Raw genomic sequence first — 24,108 nt, 5'->3', positions numbered from 1 at the left:
GCCTTGAGCCCACCTGACCGCAGCCGGTTCCGGCAGGTGCTCACGTAGACCGTCTACCACGGGTCGGTGTCTTGGCCGGGCGGGGGCGGGGGATACCGCGCAGCGCCGAGCAGCTTCGCGGTTTTCCCTGCGCGTGCTCCCGTCCGGGGCCGGGTAGGCTCATGATCAGCCAGTGATTGGAGCGAGTGTCCACGAGTATCCACCGGTTCCTCACCTTCGCTGACGTCGGGCCTCGCTCAGGCGGCACTGGGCATACGGACGGCCGGGATCGCTTTGCATGATCGCAGGGGGAACGATGTCCTTCGTTGACCAGCTACCCGCCCTCTTGGGCGTGGTCGTCGGTGCGGTCGGCTCCTACGCCGCCTCCAGCCTCACCGAACGCGGCCGCTGGCGCCGCGCGAGAACCGAGCGTTGGGACACCGAACGCTTCCAGAGCTACGCCCGCTATGCCCACCTCCTGAAGATCCAGATCCACCTCGCCCAGCGTCTCGGCGCTGCCCGCGGTTTACCCCGCACCGGCAACCCGATAGGCATCGAGGAGGGGCTCGCTCAGCTCGACGAGGCCGAGACCAAGCGGGCCGCCGAGTGGGAGTCGGTACTGCTGGTGGGCGACGCGGCGACCGTGGCCGCGGCCCGTACCTGGCACGAAGCGGTCTGGAACGTTGAGCTCTATGCCAAGGGCATGCGCAGCGACCCCGATGGCTGGATCAGCGCCGTGGGCGCGATGAGCCGCGCCCGCGACGCCTTCTATGCCAGCGCCCGCCGCGATCTCGGCATCGCCGGCCCGCCACCGCCCTCCGGCCAGTGGCCCCGGCCATGGGAGATCGACGAGCCCGCCGGCCCAAGCAAGATCACCCAGAAGCAGGGATAGCCTCTCCACATCGTGGTCTGGCCGGCGTTCAAGGACGGTGCTCTGCTGACACAGGGCAAGAATCCCCACGTCCTCGTCCCGATCGCCCATGGCCGGCATTCGTGAGGGATGTGATCACCGGCAGGCGCACCGTCCTGGACTGTCAGCTCGTCCGGCATCGCGGACTGCTTCACGCACACTCACATTCATGGACGCCACAGTGCCATGCACCACTGACATCCTGCGCCCCGGCCGGCACCCTACCTACCGGGTGCTCGGCAGCGGCGAAGGAGCGCTCGGCGGGCGATCATCAGCCTTCGGCCATCGCGCCGCTTCCCGGCCCAAACGCCCACGCCACCATCAACGGAAACTCCTCACGCCAGAACGCACCCCCATGCGACCCGGCCCGCTCCGTCATGACAACGTCCGCACCAGCATCGCGCAGCGCACCCGCCCACCGGGCCGCGTTCTCAAGAAAGAACGGCTCCAGCGTGCCGGCAACAAGGTACGCGCGCGGAACCGAACCCGGCATCACAGCCGGCGGCCGATAACCCGCGCCCGGCGAGGCACAGAAGACCGCACCGTACACGTCCGGATGCCGAACCCCCATCGCGAGCGCCAACTCTCCACCCGCCGAAACCCCGAACACCGCGTTGCGCTCGGCGGGCAGCACAACTCCGAATCGCGCCGACACCCATCGGCGGACATCCTCAACAAAGAACCGCTCGTGTGCCGCGAACCGTTCCTGGTCAAAGCCCGGTGAGTACTCATGGAGCCGCAGCGTCTCATCGGCCGAGCGGTGCACCCCGACGATCATCGTGGACGGTACGCCGGCCGCCTCAAGGTCTCCACCCCATTGCGAGATCATCTGACCGTCACCAGCGAACACGACGGCCTCGGGCGGATCCGCCGGAATGTACACCGTGACCTGCCGACCACCGTCGTAATCGAACGTCTCGGTGACGACCTCTCCCGCAGCCCGCTGGTCACGCATTTCGAATCCCGATCCTTGAGAGTGAACCCGTGCCGGTTGGCCGGAGACCGGGTTATCCGGCTGGGGGCGACAGTAGCCGAGCTGATCTCTGCGCGGTAGTGGATGTCTTCGCAGGACTGGGATCCATCAGCCCAGCACGTTCTGCGGCACCCGCCAGCCGACGAAGCGGCACCGCACCCGGCCGGCGACAAACAATCACTCTGCCCTGGACCACATAGTTGAGCGAGTCCGGATGGCGCTGACGGAAGCGCGTCCTGGCCGGGCTCACCCGCCGGCAGTTGGTCGCCGGGGCCACCCACGTTATGCTGGACCGGGTTGATCGCATCGTGACGGTCGATCTGTCTGCTCTATCCTGCGATCCATGCTGATTCCCGACGTTGATGTGGCCCGTTCGGCGGCGCAAGCAGGAGCAGCGGTCGTGCGTACGATGTTCGGCGCGTCGCTCGCCCGCTTGGAAAAAACCGGCGGTGACTTCGCCACGGAAGCCGATATAGAGGCCGAGAAGGCCATCTTCGACGTCATTCGTGACGCCCGGCCCGGCGATGCCGTGACCGGCGAGGAGAGTGGGCGTACGGGATCGGCGGAGGCCGAGCGGATGTGGCTGGTGGACCCGTTGTGCGGCACGCTGAATTACGCCGTGCGGAACATGCTGGTCGGGGTGAACGTAGCTCTGCGTGTGGGTTCGGGTGTCACTGTGGCCGCCGTGGCCGACCCGTTCTCCGGTGAGGTGTTCTGGACCGACGGTGCCGACGCACACGTCCGCCGAGATGGCGTGGACGAGCCGCTCAAGCCGTCGCCGGCCTCCGGGCTGGTAGACGTGAATCTTGACCCGCCGTTCCCGAACGCGCCTGAGTTTCGCGCTGCCGCTCTACTGGCCGGCCCCGGGTTCGCCGAGCGGTTCCGCCCGCGTGTCGTCTCCACCTCCTTGGCGGTGGCCTGGGTTGCCGCCGGTCGGCGAGCGGCCTACGTCACCGACGGCCAACTGCGTGACAGCGTGCACTTCGCCGCCGGCATCGCGCTGTGCCGGGCCGCCGGATGCGTGGTGACCGGCATCGACGGCCATCCGCCGCACACCGGCACGGGCGGGCTGGTCGTAGCAGCCGACGATGAGACTCACACGGCGCTGCTGGCCCTCATCGGTGATCAACGGTCCCGCCATTCAGCTTCAGCCTGACCAGCGATGCGATCATGGTGGCCGGGGCGATCGTCCTGCTCGTGATCGCGGCACATCGGGTCTCCACCTGAGCAGCCTGGGAGGTGCTCCCGCCCGCCCGGTATGGGGCGCTAGTCCAGAGCTCGACGGGCCGGCTCCGGGCCCTGCTCGCGCTCCTCCGGCGTGACGTCGCTCAGCCAACCGAGCAGGAAGTCCGCGTTGTCCTCCGGCAGCTCCGACCGCGCCGGGAAGTAGGGGACGTAGTCACCCGCGAGCTCGCATTCGTGCGCGGGTATCCCGTCGGGTTCCCGGCCGACCAACTGCGCGGTCTCGCCGGCACGGCGCAGCGGGTTGTGATGAACGGCGGTGAGAGGCACGTTCATCAGCCTCCGACCCGGCAGCCGGGCCTGCTCCTTGCCTTTCTCGGTCAGCTTCCCGTCTGCCGCTTCGCCGTGCCGGGCCAGGGATCGAACCCCCGGCTTACTCCCGCACCTTGCTGATGTCACGTACCCCTTCAAGATCGAAATCCCGGCACGGATGACTACAGTGGAGACGCGGCACCGCCCCGGGCCGCTGCGGCATGACCTGACGAGGAGAGCCCCCCATCACAGCCTCGCCCAGCTTCGCGGACCTGCTGCGCCGCCATCGGCACGCGGCCCGCCTGACGCTGGAGCAACTCGCCGAGGCGTCCGGAGTCAGCGCCCGGACCTTGTCGGACATGGAGCGCGGCCGCAGCAAGGGGCCGCAGCACCGTACCGTGACCGCTCTGGCGGACGCGCTCGATCTGGACGAGGCGGCCCGTAAGGAGCTGGTCGAGACGGCGCGGGAGGGGCGCCTGCGCGATCACTGGTGGCGTCCGGCCGGCCTGTGCGAGCTGCCCAGCCCCGTTGATGACTTCACCGGCCGTTCCGCCGAGCTGGCCTGGACGGACGACCTCCTGCACGCTTCCCCGGCAGGCACCGGGCTCATCACGGGCCCCGCCGGGCTGGGCAAGACCACGCTTGCCGTACGGGCCGCGCACGCCTTGCGGGCGAACTTCCCTGACGGGACGTACTTCATCGACCTGTTCGGCATCTCCCCGCAGCCCCTCGCCGCCGACGAGGCGCTGGCCAGGCTGCTCCGGGCACTCGGCGTCGCCGAACAGCGGATCCCGCACGACGTCTCCGGGCGCGCCTCGACGTACCGGTCGCTGCTACGGGACCGGCGCGTTCTCGTCGTGCTGGACAACGCCGCCTCGGAGGGGCAGGTACGCCCGCTGCTGCCGGGGGACGGCGCCGGCAGGGCCCTGCTGACGACGGGCGACACCACCGTCGTCCTGTGGCTCGTTTCAACGGCATGGACCAGACCGGGGACGTGCAAGCGCGTCCAGACGGCTCTGCCCTCCGGGGCGATCTCCAGCGGGGGCCTGGACAGCGCATCGGTCCTGGGGCCGGCGATCCGCACCGCCTCGACGTCACGGTGATCAGCGTCGACTTCTCCGGAGCTTCGGATCTGGAGTTCGCCGAGCACCTTGAGGGACGTCAGATCACCGGCCCCTGGACCGCGCCGGCCTCATGACGCCGGCGTTCAGCGGGACCATCCCGATCGGCGCGCTCGGAAACACCCACTCCGCGTTCCGTTGCCAGGAACCTGCCCTGCCGTACTGGAGCTCGACCGGCCCGGCTCCCCCGAAACCCGATAACGAAGCCAGACCTCCTGATGGTCTACGGCGCGCCCCTTTCCAACATGCTCACGCGCCGCAGCGGTCAAGTTTCATGTATTCGAGTTCTTCTCTCAAGAGTTGGGAAGCCGCGCAGCCAGGTCCCCGTTGTCTGTAGCGTGCGGAAATGACAAGAAGCGAGCGACTCGCGGATCAGCTGGACCGGCACTGGCGCAAGAACCTGCGGCCGCGGCTGGACGGTCTTACCGATGAGGAGTACTTCTGGGAGCCGGTGCGCGGCTGCTGGAGCATCCGCCCACGTGGCACCTCGGCCGCACCGATGCCGGCGGGTTCGGGGGAGTGGACGGTGGATTTCGCGTCCCCTGACCCGGTGCCGGCGCCGGTGACCACGATCGCCTGGCGGCTGGCGCACATCATCGTCTCGTGCCTGGGCTATCGGGTCGGATGGCACTTCGGCGGCCAGGACGTGGACTCCCAGACATTCGCCTACGCGGGGACCGCTGACGAGGCGCTGAAACAGCTCGATGAGATGTATGGGAGATGGAACGCGGGGGTCCGCGAACTCTCGGACGCTGACCTGGAGAATCCGCCCACGGTGGGTCCCGAGCAGTTTCCCATGGAGGGCATCGTCCTGCACGTCAACAGGGAGCTGATCCATCACGGCGCCGAGATTTCCCTGCTGCGCGACCTCTACCGCTGGCAGGACGGAGCCGTACCACGCCGAATATGACTTCCTCCTGACAGAAGGATCCGGGCCGAAACACCCGGCGGCGTGGGCAGGCGGATCAGCGGTCGGGGGACTGGCTGCGGTCGATGTAGTCCAGGATCGCGTCCCGGGTCTCCCGCAGGACGGCGAGGGTCTGATCCGCTGCCGCGGCGAGGGCGGCTTCGGCGGGCGGGCCGGACGGTTCGAGCAGCAGGGCGACGGTGTCGGCGAGCACCGTGTACGGGTCGTCGGCGGGCGGCGCGGAGGCCGGGGCGGAGACGGCGGCGAAGAACCCGGTGAGCACGGCGTGCAGAGCGTAGACCTGGTCGGGCAGGGGCCGGTCGTGGCGGATCAGGCCGTGCCGGCGCAGGATCGGCATGACCTGCCGGCACATGGCGGCCGGTTGGGTGCGGGCGAACAGATCACGGTCGCCGGCGTCCTGCATGAGGATCCGCAGCAGGTCCGCGTCACCGCGTTGCAGGCGTTGGGCCAGCGGGAGCCGGTGCGTGGTGCGCAGCAACAGCGTGGCCAGGTGGCGGGGCTGCACGGTGGCCGGGTCGGTGGTGACACGGGCGATGCCCGTCTCCAGGATCGTGAACAGGTCACGGGCGAACAGGCCGCGGATGAGGTCTTCCTTGCTCGGCCAGTACAGGTAGACGGTGCCCTTGCCGACGCCTGCCGCGCGGCTGATCTCCGACACCGTGACCTTGGCGGCGCCGTGGTCGAGCACCAGCTCGCGGGCGCTGTCCAGGATGCGGGCGGCCTTGCGCGAGTGGTGTTCGACCAGCTGGTGCACCGGGATCGGGCCTCTTTCGTTCGTCGGGACGTCTCAGGCGGCGGCGACGTCCAGTTCCTTGTTGCTCATGTCCGGCCCCTTCATGATCTTTCTCATCGCGGGGCCGAGGACCGGGGCATGCATGATACGCAGCATCGCGCCGCGCGTGAGGTGTTCCCTGCGGTCGTGCGGGGTGAAGATCTTGCGCATGAGGAGGGCGCTGTCCTGCTCGGTGTGGATGAACGGCCGCATCTTCCGCTCCCAGGCGGCCGGCGCGGCGGGCAGATCGGCGGGATGGCGCTGCACCATGGTGCCCAGCAGGTCGGCTCCGGCGATGCCGCTGGAGGCGCCCATGCCCGCGTACAGAGTGACGCACCAGGCGGCGTCGCCGATCGGGGCAACTACGTGGACCTGCCCACCGACTGCCCCAACGCGGCGAACGCCTCGGCTACACCGGCGACCTCCAGGTCTTCGCCGCCACCGCCGCCTTCCGCTACGACTGCGCGGGACCGCTGTCCTCCTGGCTCGCCGACCTGGCCGCCGACCTGGCCGAACTGGGCAATGGACGTCGGCGGCGGACTGGGTGCCGGTCAGGAACGCAAGGGCGGTGCGGGTCAGGACGCGGGGAGGTGGACTGTGCCCCAGATCGCGTGGTGGTCGGAGGGGCCGGTCGAGGTCGCGATGGCGCACGACGTCCACGACGCGTTCCGCGGAGCGAACAGGTAGTCGAGTTTGAGGTCGTCCTTGGTGGGCCGGTCCGTTCCCTGGTCGCATTCCGTGTGACGCTCGTAGAAGCCGTTCAGCACCGGGGCGCCGCCCGTCTGCGGGGTGACGGCGGGGGTGGCGTTGAGGTCGCCGCCGAAGATCGGCCGGAAGCCCGGCCGTGCCGCGAGAGCGTCCGTCAGGGCTGCGACCTGGCGTACCTGGTAGGTCCTGCCGGGGTCGTCGTAGCCGGTTCCGCCGGTGCTGAAGTGGGCGGTGCAGGCGATGACGGCCCAGGACTCCACGGTGGCGCAGAGCGCGGTGCGCTGTTCCTTGCCGGGCGGGGACGGCAGTTCGACGGCCTCGTACCAGGTGTTCTCGTCCGGTACCGCCAGTGCGACGCCGTACGCGCCGCGGTTCTTGGCGCAGGTCTTGCGTGCCGGGAGGCCGGTGCCGGTGACTTCGTGCTGGATGGGGGCGAAGCGCACGTCCCAGCCGCCGGACCCCGGCCTGGCCTCCAGCGCCAGTTCCAGGGGTTTGGCCAGCTTCTCGCAGAACTCCTGGAGGAAGATCACTTGAGGTCGGCCGGCGGCGTCCGCGGCGGCGGTGACGGTGGCGGCGAATTCGGATTCGGTCGTGGCGTACATGGGGCAGTCGCCGTTGTTGGCGCAGACGTTCCAGGACATGACCTTGAGGTCGCGGGCCTGTGCGGCGGCGGGCGTGGTCGTCGCCGCGTTCGGCAGTTCACGGAGGGAGAAGCGCTCCCAGGCGCCGATGCCGGTGGCCCGGGCGCGCAGCAGCCCCTGGTCCTCGCCGGTGGCGTTGACCTCGGCGGAGACGTAGCGCGTCGCACCCTCGTGGGTGTATTTGAGCGCGTACGTGCCCTGTCCCGCCGGCACGAGAGTGAACCTCTCCCAGGAGCCGATCGAGCCGTCCTGGCGGGCGCGCAGCATGCCCTTGCGGGTGCCGCCGTCGGCGAACTCGGCTGAGACGTAGCGGCCGTTGGCCTCCAGGCGGAGTGCGGTGCTCGCGCCGCGTGTGTCGGTGTGCAGGGTGAACGTCTCCCAGGAGCCGACGCGGTCGGCCGTGGCGCGCAGCCTGCCGTACTGGTTGCCGGTGAGGCCGAGCTGCGCGGTGACGTACTTGCCGGTGCCCTGCGACACCAGCGCGTACTTGCGGCCGGCGGATTTCGCGGTGGTGGCGTCGGCGGCCCGCGCCGCCTGGGTGATGGGTGTGAGGAGGAAGGTCAGGACCAGGGCAGTGAGGGCCGCGAGGGCCTTCGTGCTCGCATACCGTCTCATGGGCCATCCATCTGTCGCGGGGGGCAGACCTGGATGATCTTATCGGGGTCCAGGGCGGAATTGGCGGGTGCCGGATGCGCGTCGCCATCCGCGCCCCGCGCGGTCCCCGCCGCTTTGACAACGGCCGAGGGGGCGGACCACACTGATCAACGAAGTTGGTCAAGTGTCCATATTCGGGAGATGCCCATGCGCGTATTGGTGAACGGCACGTCGTTGTACATCGACATCGAAGGCCCCGGCCTCGTGCCGGACGGAGACACCATGCGGGAGGCACCGACTCTCCTGCTGCTCCACGGCGGCCCCGGCCATGACCACTCGATCTTCAAACCGGACTACGGCCGGCTCGCCGACGTGGCCCAGATCGTCTACGTCGACCAGCGCGGCAACGGACGCAGCCAAGATTCCGACCCCGCGACCTGGAACCTCGACCAGTGGGCCGACGACGTCCACGCCCTCTGCGAGACCCTCGGCATCACCAAGCCGATCGTCCTGGGCTGGTCCTTCGGCGGCACCGTCGCCATGAACTACGCCTCCCGCTACCCCGACCACCCCGCGAAACTGATCCTGCAGAGCACCGTCGCACGATGGGACCGGGACCTGATCGTCGAAAGCTTCCGCGCCGAAGGCGGGGAAGAGGCGGCGATGGCGGCCAAGGCCCTGCTCACCGAAGGCACCATGGAGGCGTTCGCGGCCTATGGGCGGCACTGCGCGCCGCTGTACAGCCCCGGCCCGTCCTTTCCCAGCGCAGCCGACATACAGATGATGAGCCGGATGATCCCCAACATCGGACTCACCCTGAGCTTCCTGTCCGGCCGGCCGTTCGATCTGCGGCCCGCGCTCGCCGCCGTCCGCTGCCCGACCCTGATCCTGGCAGGCTCCCGCGACCCGATCACCCCGCTGGCGTCGGCCCAGGAGATCGCGGACAGCCTGCCCCCGTCCGTACTGGCCGGTTATGAGATCTTCGAGCACTCCGGGCACATGATCCCCGGCAGCGAGGGCGAGCGGCTCATGGCGCTCCTCCGCTCCTTTATCGTCGAGTAGTCCTCGACTTTGGAGCAGTGATCGTGGCATACCTGGCGGCCGACGAACGGCGACGCCTCATCATCGACGCGGCCATCGAAGTGATCGCCACCGAGGGGCTCGCGCGGGCCACCACCCGCCGTATCGCCGAGAAGGCCCAGGCGCCGCTGGGTACGATCCACTACTGTTTCCGCAGCAAGAACGAGATGAACATGCTCATCCTCGAACGGGCCCGCACCACGATGGAGACCGCGTTCGGCAATCTCGACCCCGGCGAGGGCCTTGAGGCGACCCTGCGATCGATCGTCGCCACGTACTGGCGGTGGGTTCGCGACCATCTCGGGCTGCATCTCGCGCTCATGGAACTGACGCTGTGGGTCATCCGCAACAGGAAGAGCGTGATTCCGCAGCCGGACAACGGCAACATCTGGGCGATGGTCAACGGACCACTCGGCGGCGGCCTCATCCAGGACAACCTGGCCGCCGCCGCCCGCGAGGACGGCATCGAACCGGCGATCCCCATCCACGACCTGGCCCGATTCCTCATCCATCGCATGGACGGCCTGGTCCTGGAACTGGCCGAGACCAACGACGAGAGCAGTTGCGAACGGCAGAGCGGGCTGCTGGCGGACACGCTCGTCTTCCTTGCGACCCGCGCCCGTCCCGCCTGAAGACTGCCGTCATTCCCGGCATGTCGCCACCAGTTCACCCTGCGTCACTGCTGGGGGCAGAGGATGGCGTCCCCGGCCTTGGCGGCGAGTGCGTCGATGGCGGGATCGCGGTGGACGGTGGCCAGGGTGAGGGACATGACGAGCTGGACCCGCCCGTCCCGCGAGCCGAAGGTGAGGGTGTTGAAGCCGGGCGAGCTGCCCTTGACGGCGCTGTACTCGGCCTGACCCTCGCACACCTTGAGGCTGGGTGAGCGGGGATCCATGGGTGACCGGCCGGCGTTGAGCGCCGCCAGCTCCTCGTTCGTCAGCAACTTGTACGTGTCCAGCGCCCGCTGAAAGGCGCTGAGGTCGTCGGCGGCCTTCACAAGATTCACGATGCGTTCCTCTCCTTGCGGATCGCGCAGAGGCCGAGTCGATGCCGACAGGTCTATCAGCCGGTCGTTTCCGCGTGGCCGCCGGGTCTGCCGCGAAACAGCGAAGAAACGTTGACCCGCCTAGAAAGACCGGCAACGCATCGCGGTGCGCAACCGCCCTCGGGGCTCTCGCACCGCGCCGACCGACACCAAGGAGTTCGTCGTGCATCACTCATTCGCGGCGCGCGTCGCCGGCCTGGCCTGCGCCATGCTGACCCTCAGCGCCGTTCCCGCCGCCGCCGACGCCCGCTACGGCGATGTGCAGGAGGCGCTGTCCGAGCTGGCCGGGTCCGAGCTGGTGGTGGGCGCCATCGGCGCGGTCTATGTCGACGGCGAACGGATCGACCAGGGCTCGGCCGGAACCCGCCTGCTGACTGGCGGTGGCAAGATCCCCGCCGACTCCCGCTACCGTGTCGGCTCCCAGACCAAGCAGATGGTCGCCACCGTCGTACTGCAGCTCATCGGCGAGAACAAGCTCGGCGTGGACGACAAGCTGAGCGAGGTCCTGCCGGAGACGGCCGAACGGGATCTGGTGGAGCTGGCCGATCAGATCACCGTCCGGCAGCTGCTCGCGCACACCTCCGGCATCCCCAACTACCTCGGCGGCACCGGCACACCGTCCCCTTTCGACTTCACGACCTACTACCGCCCGGCCGACCTGGTGAAGCTGTCGCGCGCCCTTGAGCGCGAGCAGGAGCCGGGCCAGGCGTTCAGCTACTCCAACACCAACTACATCCTGCTCGGCATGATCATCGAGAGACTGACCGGACGGACCCTGGCCGACGAGCTCGACCGGCGGATCTTCGGGCCGCTGGACATGAGCCGCAGCTACCTGCCCACCAAGCCCCCCGAGGGCATCCGGGGCCCGCACGGGCACGGATACCATCCCGACGAGCAGGGCAGGCTCCGCGATGTCGACCGGTTGAACGCGAGCGTGCTGTGGGCGGCCGGCGGCGTCGTCTCGACCACGCGCGACATCAGCGCCTTTCAGAGCGCCTTCGCCCGGGGCGACCTGCTGTCGGCGGAGATGCGGGAGTTGAGGCGCTCCATCCTGGGCGGGGGTTCGCCCGGAGCCGATCGGCCCTGCGCGGGCAGCGGGCTCGAGATCTCCGGTGCCACGGGGGGCGCGCCCGGCTTCCACGCCATCACGTTCACGACGACCGACGGGCGCGTGCAGTTCGCCGTGTCCGCCACGCTGACCAACCCGGACAACGCCGCGATCAGAGAACTCACGAAAACAGCGGCCGAAGCCGTGCTGTGCCCCGCCAAATGATGCACGGCTGCCAGAAGCCTGCGTAGTCATCCCGAGAGCGTGTAGGTTCCGCAACTCGGTGTCGGAAGGCAGCGTCCGGACCGGCGATCAGTAGGGCCACCGTGGTACCTCTCCTGCGGCGTCGCGTCGATCGTTCGTGGGTGGTGATCTGCCTCATGACCTGCTCCCTGAGTGCTCGTCTGCGGCCCTCGGGCAGCTCGTGCCGCAGCGGCGGCAGCAGCGCGGCCAGTTCCTCGCGCTCATTCATCGCCTGTCTCCCCTGCCCGTGCCGTGGGCCGGGCCGCGTCTTGCGCGGTCACCCTCTCTCACGAACGGGATCGGATTGACGCGACCAGGGTGTAGACGCCGGGGACCGTGCTCAGGCCGCGCCGCCTTGCTCAAACGACCGTTCAGCAAGACGGCGCGCTGGTGGCGGCGACGCCGCCAGCCGTTCGGGGCGATGCTTGCGCGGTGCGGGGAAGCCGGATCGTGACGAGGAGCCCACCGGTGGGGCGGGGCGTGAGGTCGAGTGTCCCGTCGTGTGCCCGGACGATGCTGTGCACGATGGCCAGCCCGAGGCCGACGCCCGCGTGGTCGTCGATGCGTGCGCGTTGGGTTCCGCGTTGGAAGGGTTCGGTGAGCGTCGGTACGAGTTCCGCCGGGATCCGATGGCCGGTGTTCTCGACCCGCAGCACGCTCGCGTCGCGCCGCGATTCGGTGTGGACCGTGACGGTGCCCCTGCTGGGGAGGTTGTGGACGATGGCGTTCTGGACGAGGTTGCTCACCATCCGCAGCAGGAGCGCCGCGGATCCGGTGGACCATGCCTTCCCGCCGGTGACCTCGAGCGCGATCTGGCGCCTCTCCGCGAGGGGAAGCAACGTTTCCGCGGCTTCTTCGGCCATGAGGGACAGGTCGACGGGCTCGGGATTGAAGCTGCCTCGGTCGCTGCGGCTGAGCAGCAGGAGGGCCTCGGTGAGATCGATCGCCCGCGTGTTGACGGAGCTGAGGCGTTCGATGAGTTCGGCCTGGCCCTGCGGGGGGTCGTTGCGGGCGACGTCGAGGAGTGCCCGCGAGATCGCCAGCGGGGTGCGTAGTTCGTGGGAGGCGTTGGCGGCGAACCGTTGATGCCGGCCGACGTGGGATTCGAGTTGTTCGAGCATGGCGTCGAACACGTCGGCCAGTTCGCGGAACTCGTCCTCGCTGCCCGGTAGCCGGATCCGGTGGGAGAGCGATCCGTTGGCGGCCAGCCGCGCCGCGTCCGCGATCCGGGTCAGTGGTGCGAGCATCCGGCCGGCGAGCACCCATCCTCCCATGAGGCCGAACACCAGGAGGAAGGTCAGTGCCACGGCCGCGGCGGGGAGGAAGAGGTGCAGGAGGTCAGTGCGGTTGGGCACGTATATGGGGGCCATGATGCTGACCCGGTCGGGTACGTAGCGCAGCAGGAACACCCACACCACGGCCAGCAGGAGCGCACCGGCGAGAAGGAGGAATCCGGCGTAGCTGATGGTGAGTTTCAGACGGGCACTGAGCCCTGGGCGTCTATCCACGGGTGCGGTCAGGGTGGACGGGGTCCATGCCGCTGTCGATTCGGTAGCCCACGCCGGGCACCGTGGCGATGAGCCAGGGTTCGCCGAGTCGTTTGCGCAGGGCGGAGACGGTGATGCGGACGGCGTTGGTGAAGGGGTCGGCGTTGGCGTCCCAGGCCCGCTCCAGTAGCTCTTCGGCGCTGACGACACCGCCCTCGGCGGCGACGAGGACGTTGAGCACGGCGAACTGCTTGCGGGTGAGCGCCACATAGCGCCCGTCGCGGAAGACCTCCCGGCGGAAGGTGTCCAGCCGCAGGCCCCCGATCTCGATGACCGGGGGGCGGGCGTACGCCCGCCTGCGGTCCAGCGCCCTCAGCCGCAGGACGAGCTCTCGAAGCTCGAACGGTTTGGTGAGATAGTCGTCGGCCCCGAGCTCGAACCCGGAGGCCTTGTCGTCGATCCGGTCGGCGGCGGTGAGCATGAGGATGGGGATGCCGCTGCCGGAGGCGACGATCCGGCAGGCGACCTCGTCGCCGGAAGGGCCGGGGATGTCACGGTCGAGAACCGCGAGGTCGTAGGAGTTGACGCTGAGCAGTTCCAGGGCGGCGTCGCCGTCGCCGGCGATGTCGGCGGCGATCGCCTCCAGCCGGAGGCCGTCACGGACTGCTTCGGCCAGGTAGGGCTCGTCCTCCACGATCAGTACGCGCATGACGTAAACCTAGGCGGCACGGCATATCGCCAACGTATGCCACCGACCTCGCCCCCGGCGTGTTCCCTCCATCGCGGCATCAGGCGGGTGTCGTGAGGTCGTAGACCTTGGCGGTACCGACGGTGCGGACGGTGAAGTGGGTCTTCACCCACTCGGCGATCCGCTGGGCGGCATCGCTGCCGCCATGGGGACGGCCGTTGCCGGCGGAGCCCATCCCGCCGCCGTCCACGAAGTAGTGGATCTGCTTCTGGGCCACATACCTCTGGAACAGCTCCAGTGTGGGAGCCGGGTCGGTGCCGTTGAAGCCGCCGATCGCCATCACCGGCGTTCGGGTGGCCAGCTGGTACACCGCGGCGTTGAGGGACGTCAACGTCGCGGCGGGCCACCGGTAGGAGCCAGCGTCCGTGTTCAGCAGCGCCACCAGTTCAGCGTTGGGGGGAGGCGAGGAGCGCATGAGGACGACCTTGCGGCCTTGTGGGACGCCCTCGCCGTCACTGCCCACGGGACCGGGTCGCGCCGTGCCACCTTGTTGTTTCCCCCGGCCCGTTCCCGTCCGCATCAGACCGGCGCCTGAAGCGACGGTGGGCCCGGCGGTCACGATCACCCCGCTGCGCGGGGAGGCTACCGTCTCCTGTGCGTACGCGGCCGGCCCCGCCAGCGACACCAGCACAGCCGCCGTGGCCGCCGCCGCGACCGCACGTGCCGGCAGGTAGGCGGCTCTCAACAGCACCCCGGCCGCGACCAGGCCACCCACGACAACGACCGGGCCCAGCCACGGATGCCAATCGGGGGTGCGCCGCAGCAGCGCGCAGGACCACGCCGCCGTGACCGCCACGACCGCCGCCAGCGTGGCCGCGCCCGCCACCGTGCGCCGCCGCGGCCACAGCAGGCCGGTTCCCAACCCGACCAGAGCGGCGAGCGCCGGGGCCAGCGCCACGGTGTAGTACTGGTGGAAGATGCCCTGCATCAGGCTGAACACCACGCCGGTGACCAGCAGCCACCCACCCCACAGTCCCAGCGAGGCGCGCACCCTGTCGGTACGCGACGCACGCCGCAGCATCCACGATGCGATGATCAGCAGGACAAGCGCGGCCGGCAGCAGCCAGGAGATCTGGCCGCCGTTGGCGTGGCCGAACATGCGGCCCCACCCGGCGTCGTCGTTGGTGTTGCCCAGCCCTCCCACCTCCTCGCCATTGAGCCGGCCCAGCCCGTTGTAGCCCAAGGCCAGTTCCAGGACGCTGTTGCCCTGTGACCCGCCGATGTAGGGACGAGCGCCGGCCGGCACCAGCGCGACGATGGCCACCCACCAGCCGGCGGCCGCCACCATCGCCGCCGCGGCCAGGGCCAGCTGCCAGATCCTGCGCCGCAGCGGCGTCGGCGCGGCCAGCAGGTACACCAACCCGAAGGCGGGCAGGACCAGGAACGCCTGCATCATCTTGGCCAGGAACCCCGCCCCCACGCACGCCCCGCACACCACCAGCCATCGGGTACTCGCCTCCGCCTGGGCGCGCACCAGCGCGTACGCCGCCATCGTGAGCATCAGCACCAGCAAGGCGTCCGGGTTGTTGAACCGGAACATCAGCGTGGCCACCGGCGTCAACGCCAGCACCGCACCGGCCAGCAGCCCTGCGCCCGCCTCGACACGCGCGGGCACGGTGCCGGCCAGCGCGCGCCGCACGGCCGCGTACACGGTCGCCACCGTCGCCACGCCCATCACCGCCTGCGGCAGCAGGATGCTCCACGAGTTCACCCCGAACAACCGCGCGGAGAGCGCCATCGGCCACAACGCGGCGGGTGTCTTGTCCACGGTGATGGCGTTCGCCGCGTCGGAGGAGCCGAAGAAGAACGCCTTCCAGCTACTCGCCCCGGCCTGCGCCGCGGCCGAGTAGAACGAGTTCGCCCACTCCGAGGCGCCCAGTCCCCACATGTACAGCCCGGCCGTGCCTGCCAGCAGTACCGCAAGCGCGGGCCGGGCCCAGGCCGGGTCACCCCCGCCGGATCTGGCACGCAGCCGGGCAACGGACAGGATTCGCGTCAATTCCGCCATGGATGCTCCTCAGCCCAACCGGTACAGCTGCTGCCCGGCGCCCTTCGAGGCGGACCCGCCGGAACCCCCGTACTCGCCGGCGTCGATCAGGGTGCCGTTCTGCCGCACCCACTCCGCGACAGCCGAGATCGCACCCTTGCGGGGACCGGCCGGACCCGTGGCCGACGCGTTGAGCAGGATGTGGCGCAGCTCGCCGTTCTTGATGTGCTCCCGCAGTTTGGCCACCGTCATCGCCGGGTCCTGCCCGGTGAAGCCGCCCATCGCGATCACCGGCTCGCCGGTCGACAAGATGATGCCCGCGGCCTGCTGGGCAGCCGACACCGCGACCAGCCAGCGCGCGTCGCCCCGGTTCCGCCGCAGGTAGCCGATCAGCTCGGGGCTCAACTCAGCGGCCGGCCCGCCGACCACGCGCACGCCGCCGCCCCCCGCCTGCCGCATTCCAGGGGCCTGACCGTTCCGGCCCTGCTCCGTGGACGGCCCCGCCAGCGCGTTGCCGTACGAGTGATCCGCACCGCCGAACGCGGTCGCCGACGCGTACGCTCCCGGGCCAGCCAGAGCCGCGACCAGCGTGAACGCCACCGACGCGACGGCGATCCCACGGCCGCGCCGCCACGGCAGTCTTGCGGCCACCAGCGCCGGCACCGCCACCACGGTCGCCGCCACGACCACCCAGGGCAGCCACGGATTCCACTCGGGAGTGCGGTTCAGCAGCACGAACGACCACGCGCCCGTGGCCGCCACGCCCACCGGCAGCACCCACGACCAGCGGACCGACCGCCGGTACGCGCCGTACAGCAGCACCCCGCCCGAGCCGGCCAGTGCGGCGATCGCGGGGGCCAGTGCCGTGGTGTAGTACGGGTGGAACACGCCCCCGGCGAAGCTGAACACCAGACAATGCACGGCCAGCCAGCCGCCCCACAGCACCAGTGCGGCCCGCGCCAAATCGGTGCGCGGCCGCTTCCGCAGCAGCACCAGCCCCGCCACCAGCGCGAGCACCGCGAACGGCAGCAGCCAGGAGATCTGGCCGCCGACGATGTCGTTGAACAACCGTCCCGCGCCCGCCGCGCCACCGAAACCACCGCTGCCCCCGCCGTAACCGCCGCCGCCGGAACTCCCTCCCTCACCGAAGATCCGGCCCAGGCCGTTGAAGCCGATGACCACGTCCCACACGGTTCCGTCCGTGCTGCCGCCGATGAACGGGCGGCTCCCGGACGGGATCAGGTCGACCACCACCATCCACCAGCAACTCGACGCCGCCAGCGCCGCACCGGCCGCCGGCAGTTGCCGGAGCCGGCGCCGCACGTCCGGCCCGGCCGCCACCAGATAGGCCGGCGCCAGTGCCGGGACGACCACGAACGCCTGCAGCATCTTGGTGTTGAACCCGCACCCCACGAACACCGCCGAGGCCAGCAGCCAGCTCAGGCGTCCCGTCTCGATCGCGCGCTGGCACGCCCACGCGGCCAGCACCAGGAACAGCACCAGCAACGGGTCGGGGGCGTTCTCGCGGTTGATGGCGACCGTGATCGGCGTCAGCGCCAGCACCCCGGCGGCGATCAGCGCCGCCGGGGGCCCGGCCGCGCGCCGCACCGTGGCGTGCAGCACCGCGACGGCGGCCACCCCGGCCAGCACCTGCGGCAACATCAGGCTCCACGTCCCGAATCCCAGGACGCGGGCGAACAGGCCCATCGCCCACAGCGCCATCGGGGGCTTGTCCACGGTGATGAACGACTCCGAGTCCAGCGAGCCGAAGAAGAACGCCTTCCAGCTCTCGGTGCCGCTCATGACCGCCGCCGAGTAGTAGGAGTTGGCGTGGCCGGCCGCGGACAGGTTCCACGCGTACAGCACGAAGGCCGCCAGCAGCACGCCCCACAGCGCGGGACGCGACCAGCGTGGATCGTCAGGCCCGCCCAAGACCAGCCGCCCGACTCCGGCACGCAGGCGGTGGCTCCCGCGAGTCCTGTTGCCTGTCGGATCGGGGAGCGTTGGCGACTGATGTGCGGAGGTGGTCATCGAACCTCGTCTTTTCTGCCCGAGTAGAGGCTCGCCTCGGCCGGCGCCGGCCGGCGGCCCAGGCGCCGCGGATGGAAGATCCAGACGCGCATCAGCATGAACCGCACCAGCGTCGCGACCCCGTTGGCGGTCACCAACGCGGCGATCTCGACGGCACGTGACGCCTCTGGCGCCAGCGCGTGGAGCAGCGCCAGGCCGCCGGTGCTCAGCGCCAGCCCGAGCAGGAACGCCACACCGCCCTCAAGCTGCTGCCGGAACGCCCGCTCCGGCCCGGTCACGCCGAAGGTGAAGCGGCGGTTGGCGGCGGTGTTGCCGATGGTGGTGATCACCAGCGAGGCCGCGTTCGCCCACAGCGGCCCCATCACCGTGCGCAGCAGCACGAACAACACGAGCTGGGCGATCGTGCTGAACACGCCGATGATCGCGAAGGCCGGCAGTTGCCGGGCCATCCCCGCCGGCAGTCGCGGGCGCGGCCGGCCCTCCACCGGGGCGCGGAACGCGCCCGTCAGCATGCGACGCGCCACCCGGGCCATGCCCTTCAGGTCGTCCAGCGCGGTCTGCAGCACGTCCACGCGGCTGTCGGGGTCGTCGACCCAGTCCACCGGCACCTCGTGGATGCGCAGCCCGTTGCACTCGGCCAGCAGCAGCAACTCGGTGTCGAAGAACCACTTCTCGTCCTGCACCGACGGCAGCAACGCCCGCGCGACCACGGTCCGGGCGGCCTTGAAGCCGCATTGGGCGTCGGTGAAGCGGGCCGCCAGCGTCGTACGCAGCAACACGTTGTAACAGCGGGAGATCAGCTCCCGTTTCGGGCCGCGCACCACCGCCGACCCGCGGGTCAGCCGGGACCCGATCGCCAGATCGCTGTGCCCGGAGATCAGCGGCGCCACGAGCGGCAGGAACGCGTCCAGGTCGGTGGACAGGTCCACGTCCATGTAGGCGACCACGTCGGCGTCGCTGCGGCTCCACACATGCCGCAGCGCACGTCCCCGGCCCTTCTGCTCCAGTCGCACCGCCCGTACGTGTGGCAGCGCGGCCTCCAGCTCCAGCGCCGCCTGCCAGGTCCCGTCGATGCTGGCGTTGTCGGCGATCGTGATCTGGAACCGATAGGGGAAGGTCTCCTCCAGATAGCGGTGCAAGCGGCGCACACTGTGCGCCAGCACGTGTTTCTCGTTGTAGACGGGGATGGCGATCTCCACCAGGGGATCCACGCCAAGGTCTCCTCGCTCTGTCTGCTCCTCGAAGGGCGGCCGTGGGAGTCGGCGGCTCGGCCTCATCGGCGACGTTTCGACTGGGCAGGCGAGTCGCCGGAGATCGACGGACTGACGAGCACGATCCCGCGCCTACGACGCGCCCGTGCCGGCAGTGATGCGCTGTGGTCCATGGCTCCACTGAAGACGGATGACTGTTGCCGTGACGTATGGGGTTTTCGATATGCCCGCGATACGTCCACGGCGGACGGCTTGTCGCAACATGATCCGTAAGCAGGACACCGCCTGTGCAGGGTGCGCGCGGGTCGCGAGGATCAGCCGGCCGGCGCGCAACTGAGACACAACCAAGACATGGCGCGGACGTGGCGGAAACAAAGCCGGTCGACAGTGGACGGGCTGACAAGCGGACGGGTTACGGAGCGCGCGGCGAGCCCCGGGGCGTGCCGCGAGTGTTGTTGATCGGGACGAGCCGGCCGAGGCAGGACGCGCCGGCCGGCCAGGTGGGCGGGACCGGCTTCAGGGTTGCCGATCCGGCCGCCCGCATCGGGTTCATGCCGGGATGGCTCCGGCGTCGCCCTCATCAGGCAGGGCAAGCCGAGCAGGTCTGAGGCGCCGCGACCGTCCGCTGGACGGAAAGTCGCCGTGAAGGCGATCACGAAAGGGAGAAGACGTGGCTTTTGACGGAGTATGGGACCGGCGTTCGCTGTTGCGGGGCGCCGCCGTGGCGGCCGGTGCCGCCGCGACCGTGCCGATGCTGGGCGCCGCGGTCACGGCGAGAGCCGGCGGCGGTGACACGGACTCCGACATCCCGCCGGACACTCTGCCCGGCGGGGCCTACGACAAATACGTGGCGCAGCTGGCCGCCGCGGGCAAGTTCTCCGGCGTGGTGCTGCTGTCGCACAAGGGCCGGACGGTGTTGTCGCGCAGCTATGGCATGGCCGACAAGGAGAAGGGGATCGCCAACAGCGAGGACATCGCGTTCAGCCTCAGCTCGGCGGGCAAGCCGTTCCAGGCGGTGGCCGTCTTGCAGCTGGCGCAGCAGGGCAAGCTGAAGTTGTCGGACACGGTCGGCACGTACCTGACGGGCTTCACCAAGGACATCGCCGAGCAGGTGACCATCCACCACATGCTCGCCAACATCTCCGGGATGGAGAGCCCGGATGAGGACGTGCAACGCATCTTCCAGAGCAGGGAGGAGGTGCAGGAGTTCTACGGGCAGTGGGCCCGCCATTCCAAGCTGGCGGCACCCGTCGGCACCCCCACCGGCCACGCCGGCGCCGAGATCGTCATCCCGGCGCTGATCGTGCAGGCGGTGACCGGCAAGACGTACTGGGACTACGTCGAGGAGAACATCTTCAAGCGCTGCGGCATGACCGGCTCGGCGTTCTTCACCAGGCCGCAGTGGCTCACCGATGCGCATATCGCGCACCCGTACATGACGTTGGCCGACGGCAGCGTGGTGGACGCGGTCCGCAACCTGGACAAGAGCAGCTCGAACCCGTCCACGCCGGGCAAGAACCCGGGCCGCGGCTTCATCGACGCCCCCGGGGACGGCGGCTTCGCCACCGCACCGGATCTGGTCCGGTTCGCGCGTGCGCTGAGCGACGGCACGGTGCTGGAACGGCCCTACGCCGACGTGCTCACCGCGGCCAAGTCCCCTCACATGCCGCAGTCGTTCGGGGCTTACCAGATGCCGGTCCGCATCGTCAGCGGTCAGTGGGTGCACGGGCGCGCCGGCGCCAACCCTGGTGTCGGCGCCAGCTGGAACATCTACCCGTACACCGGCTGGGTCGGTGTCATCCTCGGCAACGGCGATGGCGTGGCGCTGCAGGAGCTGAGCGGGCGGGAAGTACAGGCGGTCACCGGAGGCGCGCCCGGTGGCGGCGGCGGGGGTGGCTGAGGGAACGGTTCTCCCGGCCTTCCTGCGGGCGAGTTGACGCCCGGCCTGATGACCGGCCGGCCACCGCCGGTCATCAGGCGTTGCCGGGGATCGCCCGGTCTCCCCGCCGGGCGGACGGGATGGGTGGACCCGCAGGTCAGAGTGGTGGGGCTCCCGGGGCTCGAACCCGGAACCTACGGATGAAAAATCCGGTAAATTCATCACCTACCGCTCAGGAGATCACCAAGGAGGCCCTCCCACAGGTAACGGTCAATGACCGATGAAAGGCTGGTCCTGCCTACGGAGGGTTGTGCGATGGGACTGGGGATCAAGATCTTGGGCCCGTGGGAGCTGACGGCAGGCGGCGACGTGTTGCCGCTGACCGGCAGCCGCCGGGTCGGCCTGCTGACCCGGCTGGCGTCGAGCGCCGGCCGGGTGGTCACGACTGACCAGCTCCTCACGGACGTGTGGGGGGAGAGCCGGGCGGCGACGGCGCCGAAGCAGCTCCACATCGTGGTGTCGAAGCTGCGCGAGTTCCTCGCGCCTCGGGCGCTCGACGAGGTCATCGTGACCGCGCCGGGTGGATACTGCCTGGACCTGCCGCCTGATCACGTCGATGCCCACCTGTTCATGAGGCTGGTGCGCGAAGCGCGTGCCGGCCGGGCCAAGGGAGAGATCGTCGCGGCGGACAGGTCGTTCCGGCAGGCTCTGGCCCTGTGGCGGGGAGAGGCCCTGGCGGGCATGTCGGCGGAGTGGGCCCAGATCGAGGCCATCCGTCTGACGGAGGAACGTCTCGCCGCTCTGGAGGATCACGTCGATCTGCGGATGGCGGCGGGTGATCACCATGCGGTGATCCCGGATCTGACCGGCCACATCGAGGCGCACCCGCTGCGGGAAAGGCCGCACGCGCAGCTGATGCTGGCGCTGTATCGCGCCGGACGGTCGTCGGAAGCGCTCGCGGTCTACCAGGAGACCCGCCGCGTCATGATCCAGGAGCTCGGCATCGAGCCGAGTGCCGAGCTGCGCCGGCTCCAGCAGGCGGTGCTCGCTCACGATCCCGTCCTCGACCTGACCTCTCCGGCGCAGGATGCCACGCTGGGCGAGGCCGTCGCCCCTGCCGAGCTGCCCGCCGACACCCGCGCCTTCACCGCCCGCGATGTCGAGCTCGCCTGGCTCGACAAGGCCCTCACCACCCCGGAAGCCGGTACGCCGGCGATCGTCGCCATCGGCGGTCCCGGCGGGATCGGCAAATCCGCGCTTGCCGTACACCTGGCGCACGCCGTCGCCGACCGCTACGCCGACGGTGTTCTCTACATCGACCTGCACGGCGCCACCGAAGGGCTCCGGCCGCTGTCGCCGCTTGAGGCGCTCGGCCGCCTCTTACGCTCGCTCGGCCTGGACGGCTCCGCCGTGCCGACCACGGTGGACGAGGCGGCGGCCCGCTACCGATCCCTCACCTCGGCGCGGCAGGTGCTGCTCATCCTCGACAACGCCTTCGACACCCGCCAGATCCGCCCGCTCATTCCCGCCGGGCCGGGGTGCGCGGTCGTCATCACCAGCCGTCAGGTTCTCACCTCACTCGACGGTACGAGCCAGCTGAACCTGCCCGAGCTCGACCCGTCCGACTCCACCGCGCTGCTGGCCCGGATCGCCGGCCCCGGCCGGGTTCACGCCGAGCCGGAGGCCGCCGGGCGGATCGTCCGGCTCTGCGGGGGTCTGCCCCTCGCCCTGCGCATCGCGGCGGCACGTCTGGCCGCCCGCCCCGACTGGACGTTGTCCTACCTCGCCGACCGGCTCGCCGACGCCACCCGCCGCCTGGACACGCTGGAGCATGCCGACCTGGCCGTACGCGCCGGCATCGCCGTCAGTCTCCATCACCTCAAGGAGGAGCCCGCCGGCCAGGACGCCGCCCACCTGTTCGCCCTGCTCGGCCTGCTCGACACGCCCACCCACACCCCGGCGGCCACCACCACCCTGGCCGATCGGCCCGAGCACATGGTGGCGGACGCGCTGGACCGCCTCCTGGATGCCCGGCTGCTCGAATCGGCGGGGCCGGGCCGCTACCGGATGCACGACCTCGTACGCCTCTACGCCCGCGAACAAGCGGACGGCATCATCCAGGAGAACGATCGGGTGGCCGCGACCCGCCGCGCGTTGCACCATTACCTCGCCACGGCCAGAACGGCCAGCCTGCTGCTCGATCCCACCTCGCCCATCGTCAGAGATCTCCGCGCCGACCAGCCGGGCCTTCGCCTGGACACACCGCAGGAGGCGATCGACTGGATCGAGCTGGAGCGCGACAACCTCATCGCCGTCGCCCGGCAGGCCACCGGCCGCGGCGACGATTTCGGCACGGTGGAAGGCCTCGCCGTCAGTCTCAACAGACCCTTCAGTCACCGGGGCTGGCTCGCCGATCTGACCGAGATCCATCACCACGCCTTGCGGGTGGCCGCCAGGACCGGTGACTGGGCGGCCCAGGCCCGCGGGCACAACCATCTGGGCATCATCCACAAGAACCAGGGTCGCTTCGAGCCCGCGGTCGAGCAGTTCGAACGTGCCCTCGCGTGCTGGGATCGTGCGGGTCTGCCCCTGCGCAAGGCGGGCGCCCTGCACAATCTCGGCACGACCTACGGCAAGCTGGGGCGGTTCGACGACGCGCTCGCCGCCCAGGACGAGGCGACGGCGGCAGCGACGGCCAGTGGCCTGCGCGACTACCAGGCGATGATCCTCAACGGCCGGGCCGCGGTGCTGATCAGAATGGGCCGGCTGGACGACGCGATCGACGCCGGCCGGCGAAGCCTGGAGATCTGGGCGGAGTTCGACAATCCCTACGGCGAGGGTACGGCGACCGACACGCTGGCCGATGCCTACCGGCGCGCCGGCAGGCTCGCCGAGGCCGAGGCCGGCTACAGGAGGGCGGCCCACCTGCACCACAGGGCCGGTGCCCGCGCGCTGGAAGCCGGCACGCTGTGGGGGCTCGGCGACACCCTGCACGATCTGGGACGGCGGGACGAGGCGCGGCAGCGCTGGCACCAGTCGGCCCGGATTCTGTGTGACCTCCATCTCCTCACCGAGGAGGAGCTGGAGGTCCTGCTCGCCCAGGACCTCCCTCAAGCTCCCGAGCCCGTCAAGCACTTGAGCGCGGGAGCCCGCTAGGCCCGACCCGGTGCAACGGCTTCGCGACCTGCGCCGCCTGCTTCGCTCGGCAGACGGCCGGAATGGGGCAACG

The 24,108-nt window shown here is 70.0% G+C and carries 20 protein-coding genes and 1 pseudogene; 10 read left to right on the top strand and 11 right to left on the bottom strand.

Features of this window, described 5'->3' with window-relative positions; translation table 11 throughout:
• The first annotated feature begins 295 nt into the window (after nt 1–295).
• Nucleotides 296–871, top strand: coding sequence for a hypothetical protein (locus AB0I81_RS01110; protein WP_360647803.1), 576 nt, complete (start codon nt 296–298; stop codon nt 869–871).
• 289 nt (nt 872–1,160) lie between these two features.
• Here AB0I81_RS01110 and AB0I81_RS01105 read toward each other — a convergent pair whose 3' ends face one another.
• Nucleotides 1,161–1,844 (bottom strand): alpha/beta hydrolase-fold protein, encoded by a 684-nt coding sequence (locus AB0I81_RS01105; RefSeq protein WP_360647801.1) that lies wholly within the window; start codon nt 1,842–1,844, stop codon nt 1,161–1,163.
• A 361-nt stretch (nt 1,845–2,205) separates the two neighbouring features.
• Here AB0I81_RS01105 and AB0I81_RS01100 point away from each other — a divergent pair, with 361 nt between their 5' ends.
• A complete protein-coding gene (locus AB0I81_RS01100) occupies nt 2,206–3,018 on the top strand; it encodes an inositol monophosphatase family protein (RefSeq protein ID WP_360647798.1) in 813 nt (270 codons plus the stop codon).
• Nucleotides 3,019–3,128: 110 nt separating this feature from the next.
• On the opposite strand, the gene AB0I81_RS01095 is transcribed toward AB0I81_RS01100, so the two are convergent.
• Complete coding sequence (locus tag AB0I81_RS01095; protein ID WP_360647795.1) at nt 3,129–3,503, bottom strand: histidine phosphatase family protein; 375 nt, start codon at nt 3,501–3,503, stop codon at nt 3,129–3,131.
• A gap of 98 nt (nt 3,504–3,601) precedes the next feature.
• Here AB0I81_RS01095 and AB0I81_RS01090 point away from each other — a divergent pair, with 98 nt between their 5' ends.
• Nucleotides 3,602–4,459 carry a helix-turn-helix domain-containing protein gene (locus tag AB0I81_RS01090; protein WP_360650147.1) on the top strand — a complete coding sequence of 286 codons (858 nt, stop codon included), beginning with the start codon at nt 3,602–3,604 and terminating at the stop codon, nt 4,457–4,459.
• A 364-nt stretch (nt 4,460–4,823) separates the two neighbouring features.
• Nucleotides 4,824–5,387 (top strand): DinB family protein, encoded by a 564-nt coding sequence (locus AB0I81_RS01085; protein ID WP_360647792.1) that lies wholly within the window; start codon nt 4,824–4,826, stop codon nt 5,385–5,387.
• A gap of 55 nt (nt 5,388–5,442) precedes the next feature.
• On the opposite strand, the gene AB0I81_RS01080 is transcribed toward AB0I81_RS01085, so the two are convergent.
• Nucleotides 5,443–6,159, bottom strand: coding sequence for a helix-turn-helix domain-containing protein (locus tag AB0I81_RS01080; protein ID WP_360647789.1), 717 nt, complete (start codon nt 6,157–6,159; stop codon nt 5,443–5,445).
• 33 nt (nt 6,160–6,192) lie between these two features.
• A complete protein-coding gene (locus AB0I81_RS01075) occupies nt 6,193–6,492 on the bottom strand; it encodes a hypothetical protein (RefSeq protein WP_360647786.1) in 300 nt (99 codons plus the stop codon).
• 68 nt (nt 6,493–6,560) lie between these two features.
• Here AB0I81_RS01075 and AB0I81_RS01070 point away from each other — a divergent pair.
• Nucleotides 6,561–6,632, top strand: a pseudogene (locus AB0I81_RS01070) (hypothetical protein); the annotation flags it as partial.
• A gap of 120 nt (nt 6,633–6,752) precedes the next feature.
• Here the strand turns inward: AB0I81_RS01070 and AB0I81_RS01065 are convergent.
• Nucleotides 6,753–8,141: an endonuclease/exonuclease/phosphatase family protein gene (locus AB0I81_RS01065; protein ID WP_360647783.1), complete on the bottom strand. Its 1,389-nt coding sequence runs from the start codon at nt 8,139–8,141 to the stop codon at nt 6,753–6,755.
• A 186-nt stretch (nt 8,142–8,327) separates the two neighbouring features.
• Here AB0I81_RS01065 and AB0I81_RS01060 point away from each other — a divergent pair, with 186 nt between their 5' ends.
• Both AB0I81_RS01060 and AB0I81_RS01055 read left to right on the top strand, forming a co-directional pair.
• Nucleotides 8,328–9,182 carry an alpha/beta hydrolase gene (locus AB0I81_RS01060; protein WP_360647780.1) on the top strand — a complete coding sequence of 285 codons (855 nt, stop codon included), beginning with the start codon at nt 8,328–8,330 and terminating at the stop codon, nt 9,180–9,182.
• Between the two features lie 23 nt (nt 9,183–9,205).
• A complete protein-coding gene (locus AB0I81_RS01055; protein ID WP_360647777.1) occupies nt 9,206–9,832 on the top strand; it encodes a TetR family transcriptional regulator in 627 nt (208 codons plus the stop codon).
• Nucleotides 9,833–9,876: 44 nt separating this feature from the next.
• Here AB0I81_RS01055 and AB0I81_RS01050 read toward each other — a convergent pair whose 3' ends face one another.
• Complete coding sequence (locus AB0I81_RS01050) at nt 9,877–10,206, bottom strand: hypothetical protein (RefSeq protein ID WP_360647773.1); 330 nt, start codon at nt 10,204–10,206, stop codon at nt 9,877–9,879.
• A gap of 202 nt (nt 10,207–10,408) precedes the next feature.
• On the opposite strand from AB0I81_RS01050, the gene AB0I81_RS01045 reads away from it, so the two are divergent.
• Nucleotides 10,409–11,518 carry a serine hydrolase domain-containing protein gene (locus tag AB0I81_RS01045; protein ID WP_360647770.1) on the top strand — a complete coding sequence of 370 codons (1,110 nt, stop codon included), beginning with the start codon at nt 10,409–10,411 and terminating at the stop codon, nt 11,516–11,518.
• Between the two features lie 389 nt (nt 11,519–11,907).
• Here the strand turns inward: AB0I81_RS01045 and AB0I81_RS01040 are convergent, their stop codons facing one another.
• The 5 genes from AB0I81_RS01040 to AB0I81_RS01020 all read right to left on the bottom strand — a co-directional run bounded on the left by AB0I81_RS01040 (nt 11,908) and on the right by AB0I81_RS01020 (nt 19,000).
• A complete protein-coding gene (locus AB0I81_RS01040; RefSeq protein WP_360647767.1) occupies nt 11,908–13,044 on the bottom strand; it encodes a HAMP domain-containing sensor histidine kinase in 1,137 nt (378 codons plus the stop codon).
• Nucleotides 13,037–13,732 (bottom strand): response regulator transcription factor, encoded by a 696-nt coding sequence (locus AB0I81_RS01035; RefSeq protein WP_360647764.1) that lies wholly within the window; start codon nt 13,730–13,732, stop codon nt 13,037–13,039. Before AB0I81_RS01035 ends, AB0I81_RS01040 begins: the two co-directional genes overlap by 8 nt.
• 79 nt (nt 13,733–13,811) lie before the next feature.
• The gene (locus tag AB0I81_RS01030; protein WP_360647761.1) at nt 13,812–15,779 is read right to left on the bottom strand and encodes a glycosyltransferase family 39 protein; all 1,968 of its coding nucleotides are present in this window, start codon (nt 15,777–15,779) and stop codon (nt 13,812–13,814) included.
• A 9-nt stretch (nt 15,780–15,788) separates the two neighbouring features.
• Nucleotides 15,789–17,690 carry a glycosyltransferase family 39 protein gene (locus AB0I81_RS01025; protein WP_360647758.1) on the bottom strand — a complete coding sequence of 634 codons (1,902 nt, stop codon included), beginning with the start codon at nt 17,688–17,690 and terminating at the stop codon, nt 15,789–15,791.
• 95 nt (nt 17,691–17,785) lie between these two features.
• Entirely contained in the window at nt 17,786–19,000 is a 1,215-nt protein-coding gene (locus AB0I81_RS01020) for a bifunctional glycosyltransferase family 2/GtrA family protein (protein WP_360647755.1), read from the bottom strand.
• A 670-nt stretch (nt 19,001–19,670) separates the two neighbouring features.
• On the opposite strand from AB0I81_RS01020, the gene AB0I81_RS01015 reads away from it, so the two are divergent.
• Both AB0I81_RS01015 and AB0I81_RS01010 read left to right on the top strand, forming a co-directional pair.
• On the top strand, nt 19,671–20,900 hold the full coding sequence (locus tag AB0I81_RS01015; protein WP_360647752.1) for a serine hydrolase domain-containing protein: 1,230 nt from the start codon (nt 19,671–19,673) through the stop codon (nt 20,898–20,900).
• 294 nt (nt 20,901–21,194) lie between these two features.
• Nucleotides 21,195–24,035 carry a BTAD domain-containing putative transcriptional regulator gene (locus AB0I81_RS01010; RefSeq protein ID WP_360647749.1) on the top strand — a complete coding sequence of 947 codons (2,841 nt, stop codon included), beginning with the start codon at nt 21,195–21,197 and terminating at the stop codon, nt 24,033–24,035.
• Nucleotides 24,036–24,108: the final 73 nt, after the last annotated feature.

It is taken from the genome of Nonomuraea sp. NPDC050404 (assembly GCF_040655495.1).
In the GTDB taxonomy this organism is placed as follows: Bacteria; Actinomycetota; Actinomycetes; order Streptosporangiales; family Streptosporangiaceae; genus Nonomuraea.
The sequence above is the reverse complement of the archived record's forward strand: the minus strand, read 5'-3'. Positions and strand labels throughout refer to the sequence as shown.

What these genes read in the sequence shown, in the direction of transcription:
- AB0I81_RS01110 (WP_360647803.1), top strand. Translation starts at nt 296, where the DNA reads ATGTCCTTCGTTGACCAGCTACCCGCCCTCTTGGGCGTGGTCGTCGGT.
- AB0I81_RS01105 (WP_360647801.1), bottom strand. Translation starts at nt 1,844, where the DNA reads ATGCGTGACCAGCGGGCTGCGGGAGAGGTCGTCACCGAGACGTTCGAT.
- AB0I81_RS01100 (WP_360647798.1), top strand. Translation starts at nt 2,206, where the DNA reads ATGCTGATTCCCGACGTTGATGTGGCCCGTTCGGCGGCGCAAGCAGGA.
- AB0I81_RS01085 (WP_360647792.1), top strand. Translation starts at nt 4,824, where the DNA reads ATGACAAGAAGCGAGCGACTCGCGGATCAGCTGGACCGGCACTGGCGC.
- AB0I81_RS01075 (WP_360647786.1), bottom strand. Translation starts at nt 6,492, where the DNA reads ATGGGCGCCTCCAGCGGCATCGCCGGAGCCGACCTGCTGGGCACCATG.
- AB0I81_RS01065 (WP_360647783.1), bottom strand. Translation starts at nt 8,141, where the DNA reads ATGAGACGGTATGCGAGCACGAAGGCCCTCGCGGCCCTCACTGCCCTG.
- AB0I81_RS01060 (WP_360647780.1), top strand. Translation starts at nt 8,328, where the DNA reads ATGCGCGTATTGGTGAACGGCACGTCGTTGTACATCGACATCGAAGGC.
- AB0I81_RS01035 (WP_360647764.1), bottom strand. Translation starts at nt 13,732, where the DNA reads ATGCGCGTACTGATCGTGGAGGACGAGCCCTACCTGGCCGAAGCAGTC.
- AB0I81_RS01030 (WP_360647761.1), bottom strand. Translation starts at nt 15,779, where the DNA reads ATGGCGGAATTGACGCGAATCCTGTCCGTTGCCCGGCTGCGTGCCAGA.
- AB0I81_RS01010 (WP_360647749.1), top strand. Translation starts at nt 21,195, where the DNA reads ATGGGACTGGGGATCAAGATCTTGGGCCCGTGGGAGCTGACGGCAGGC.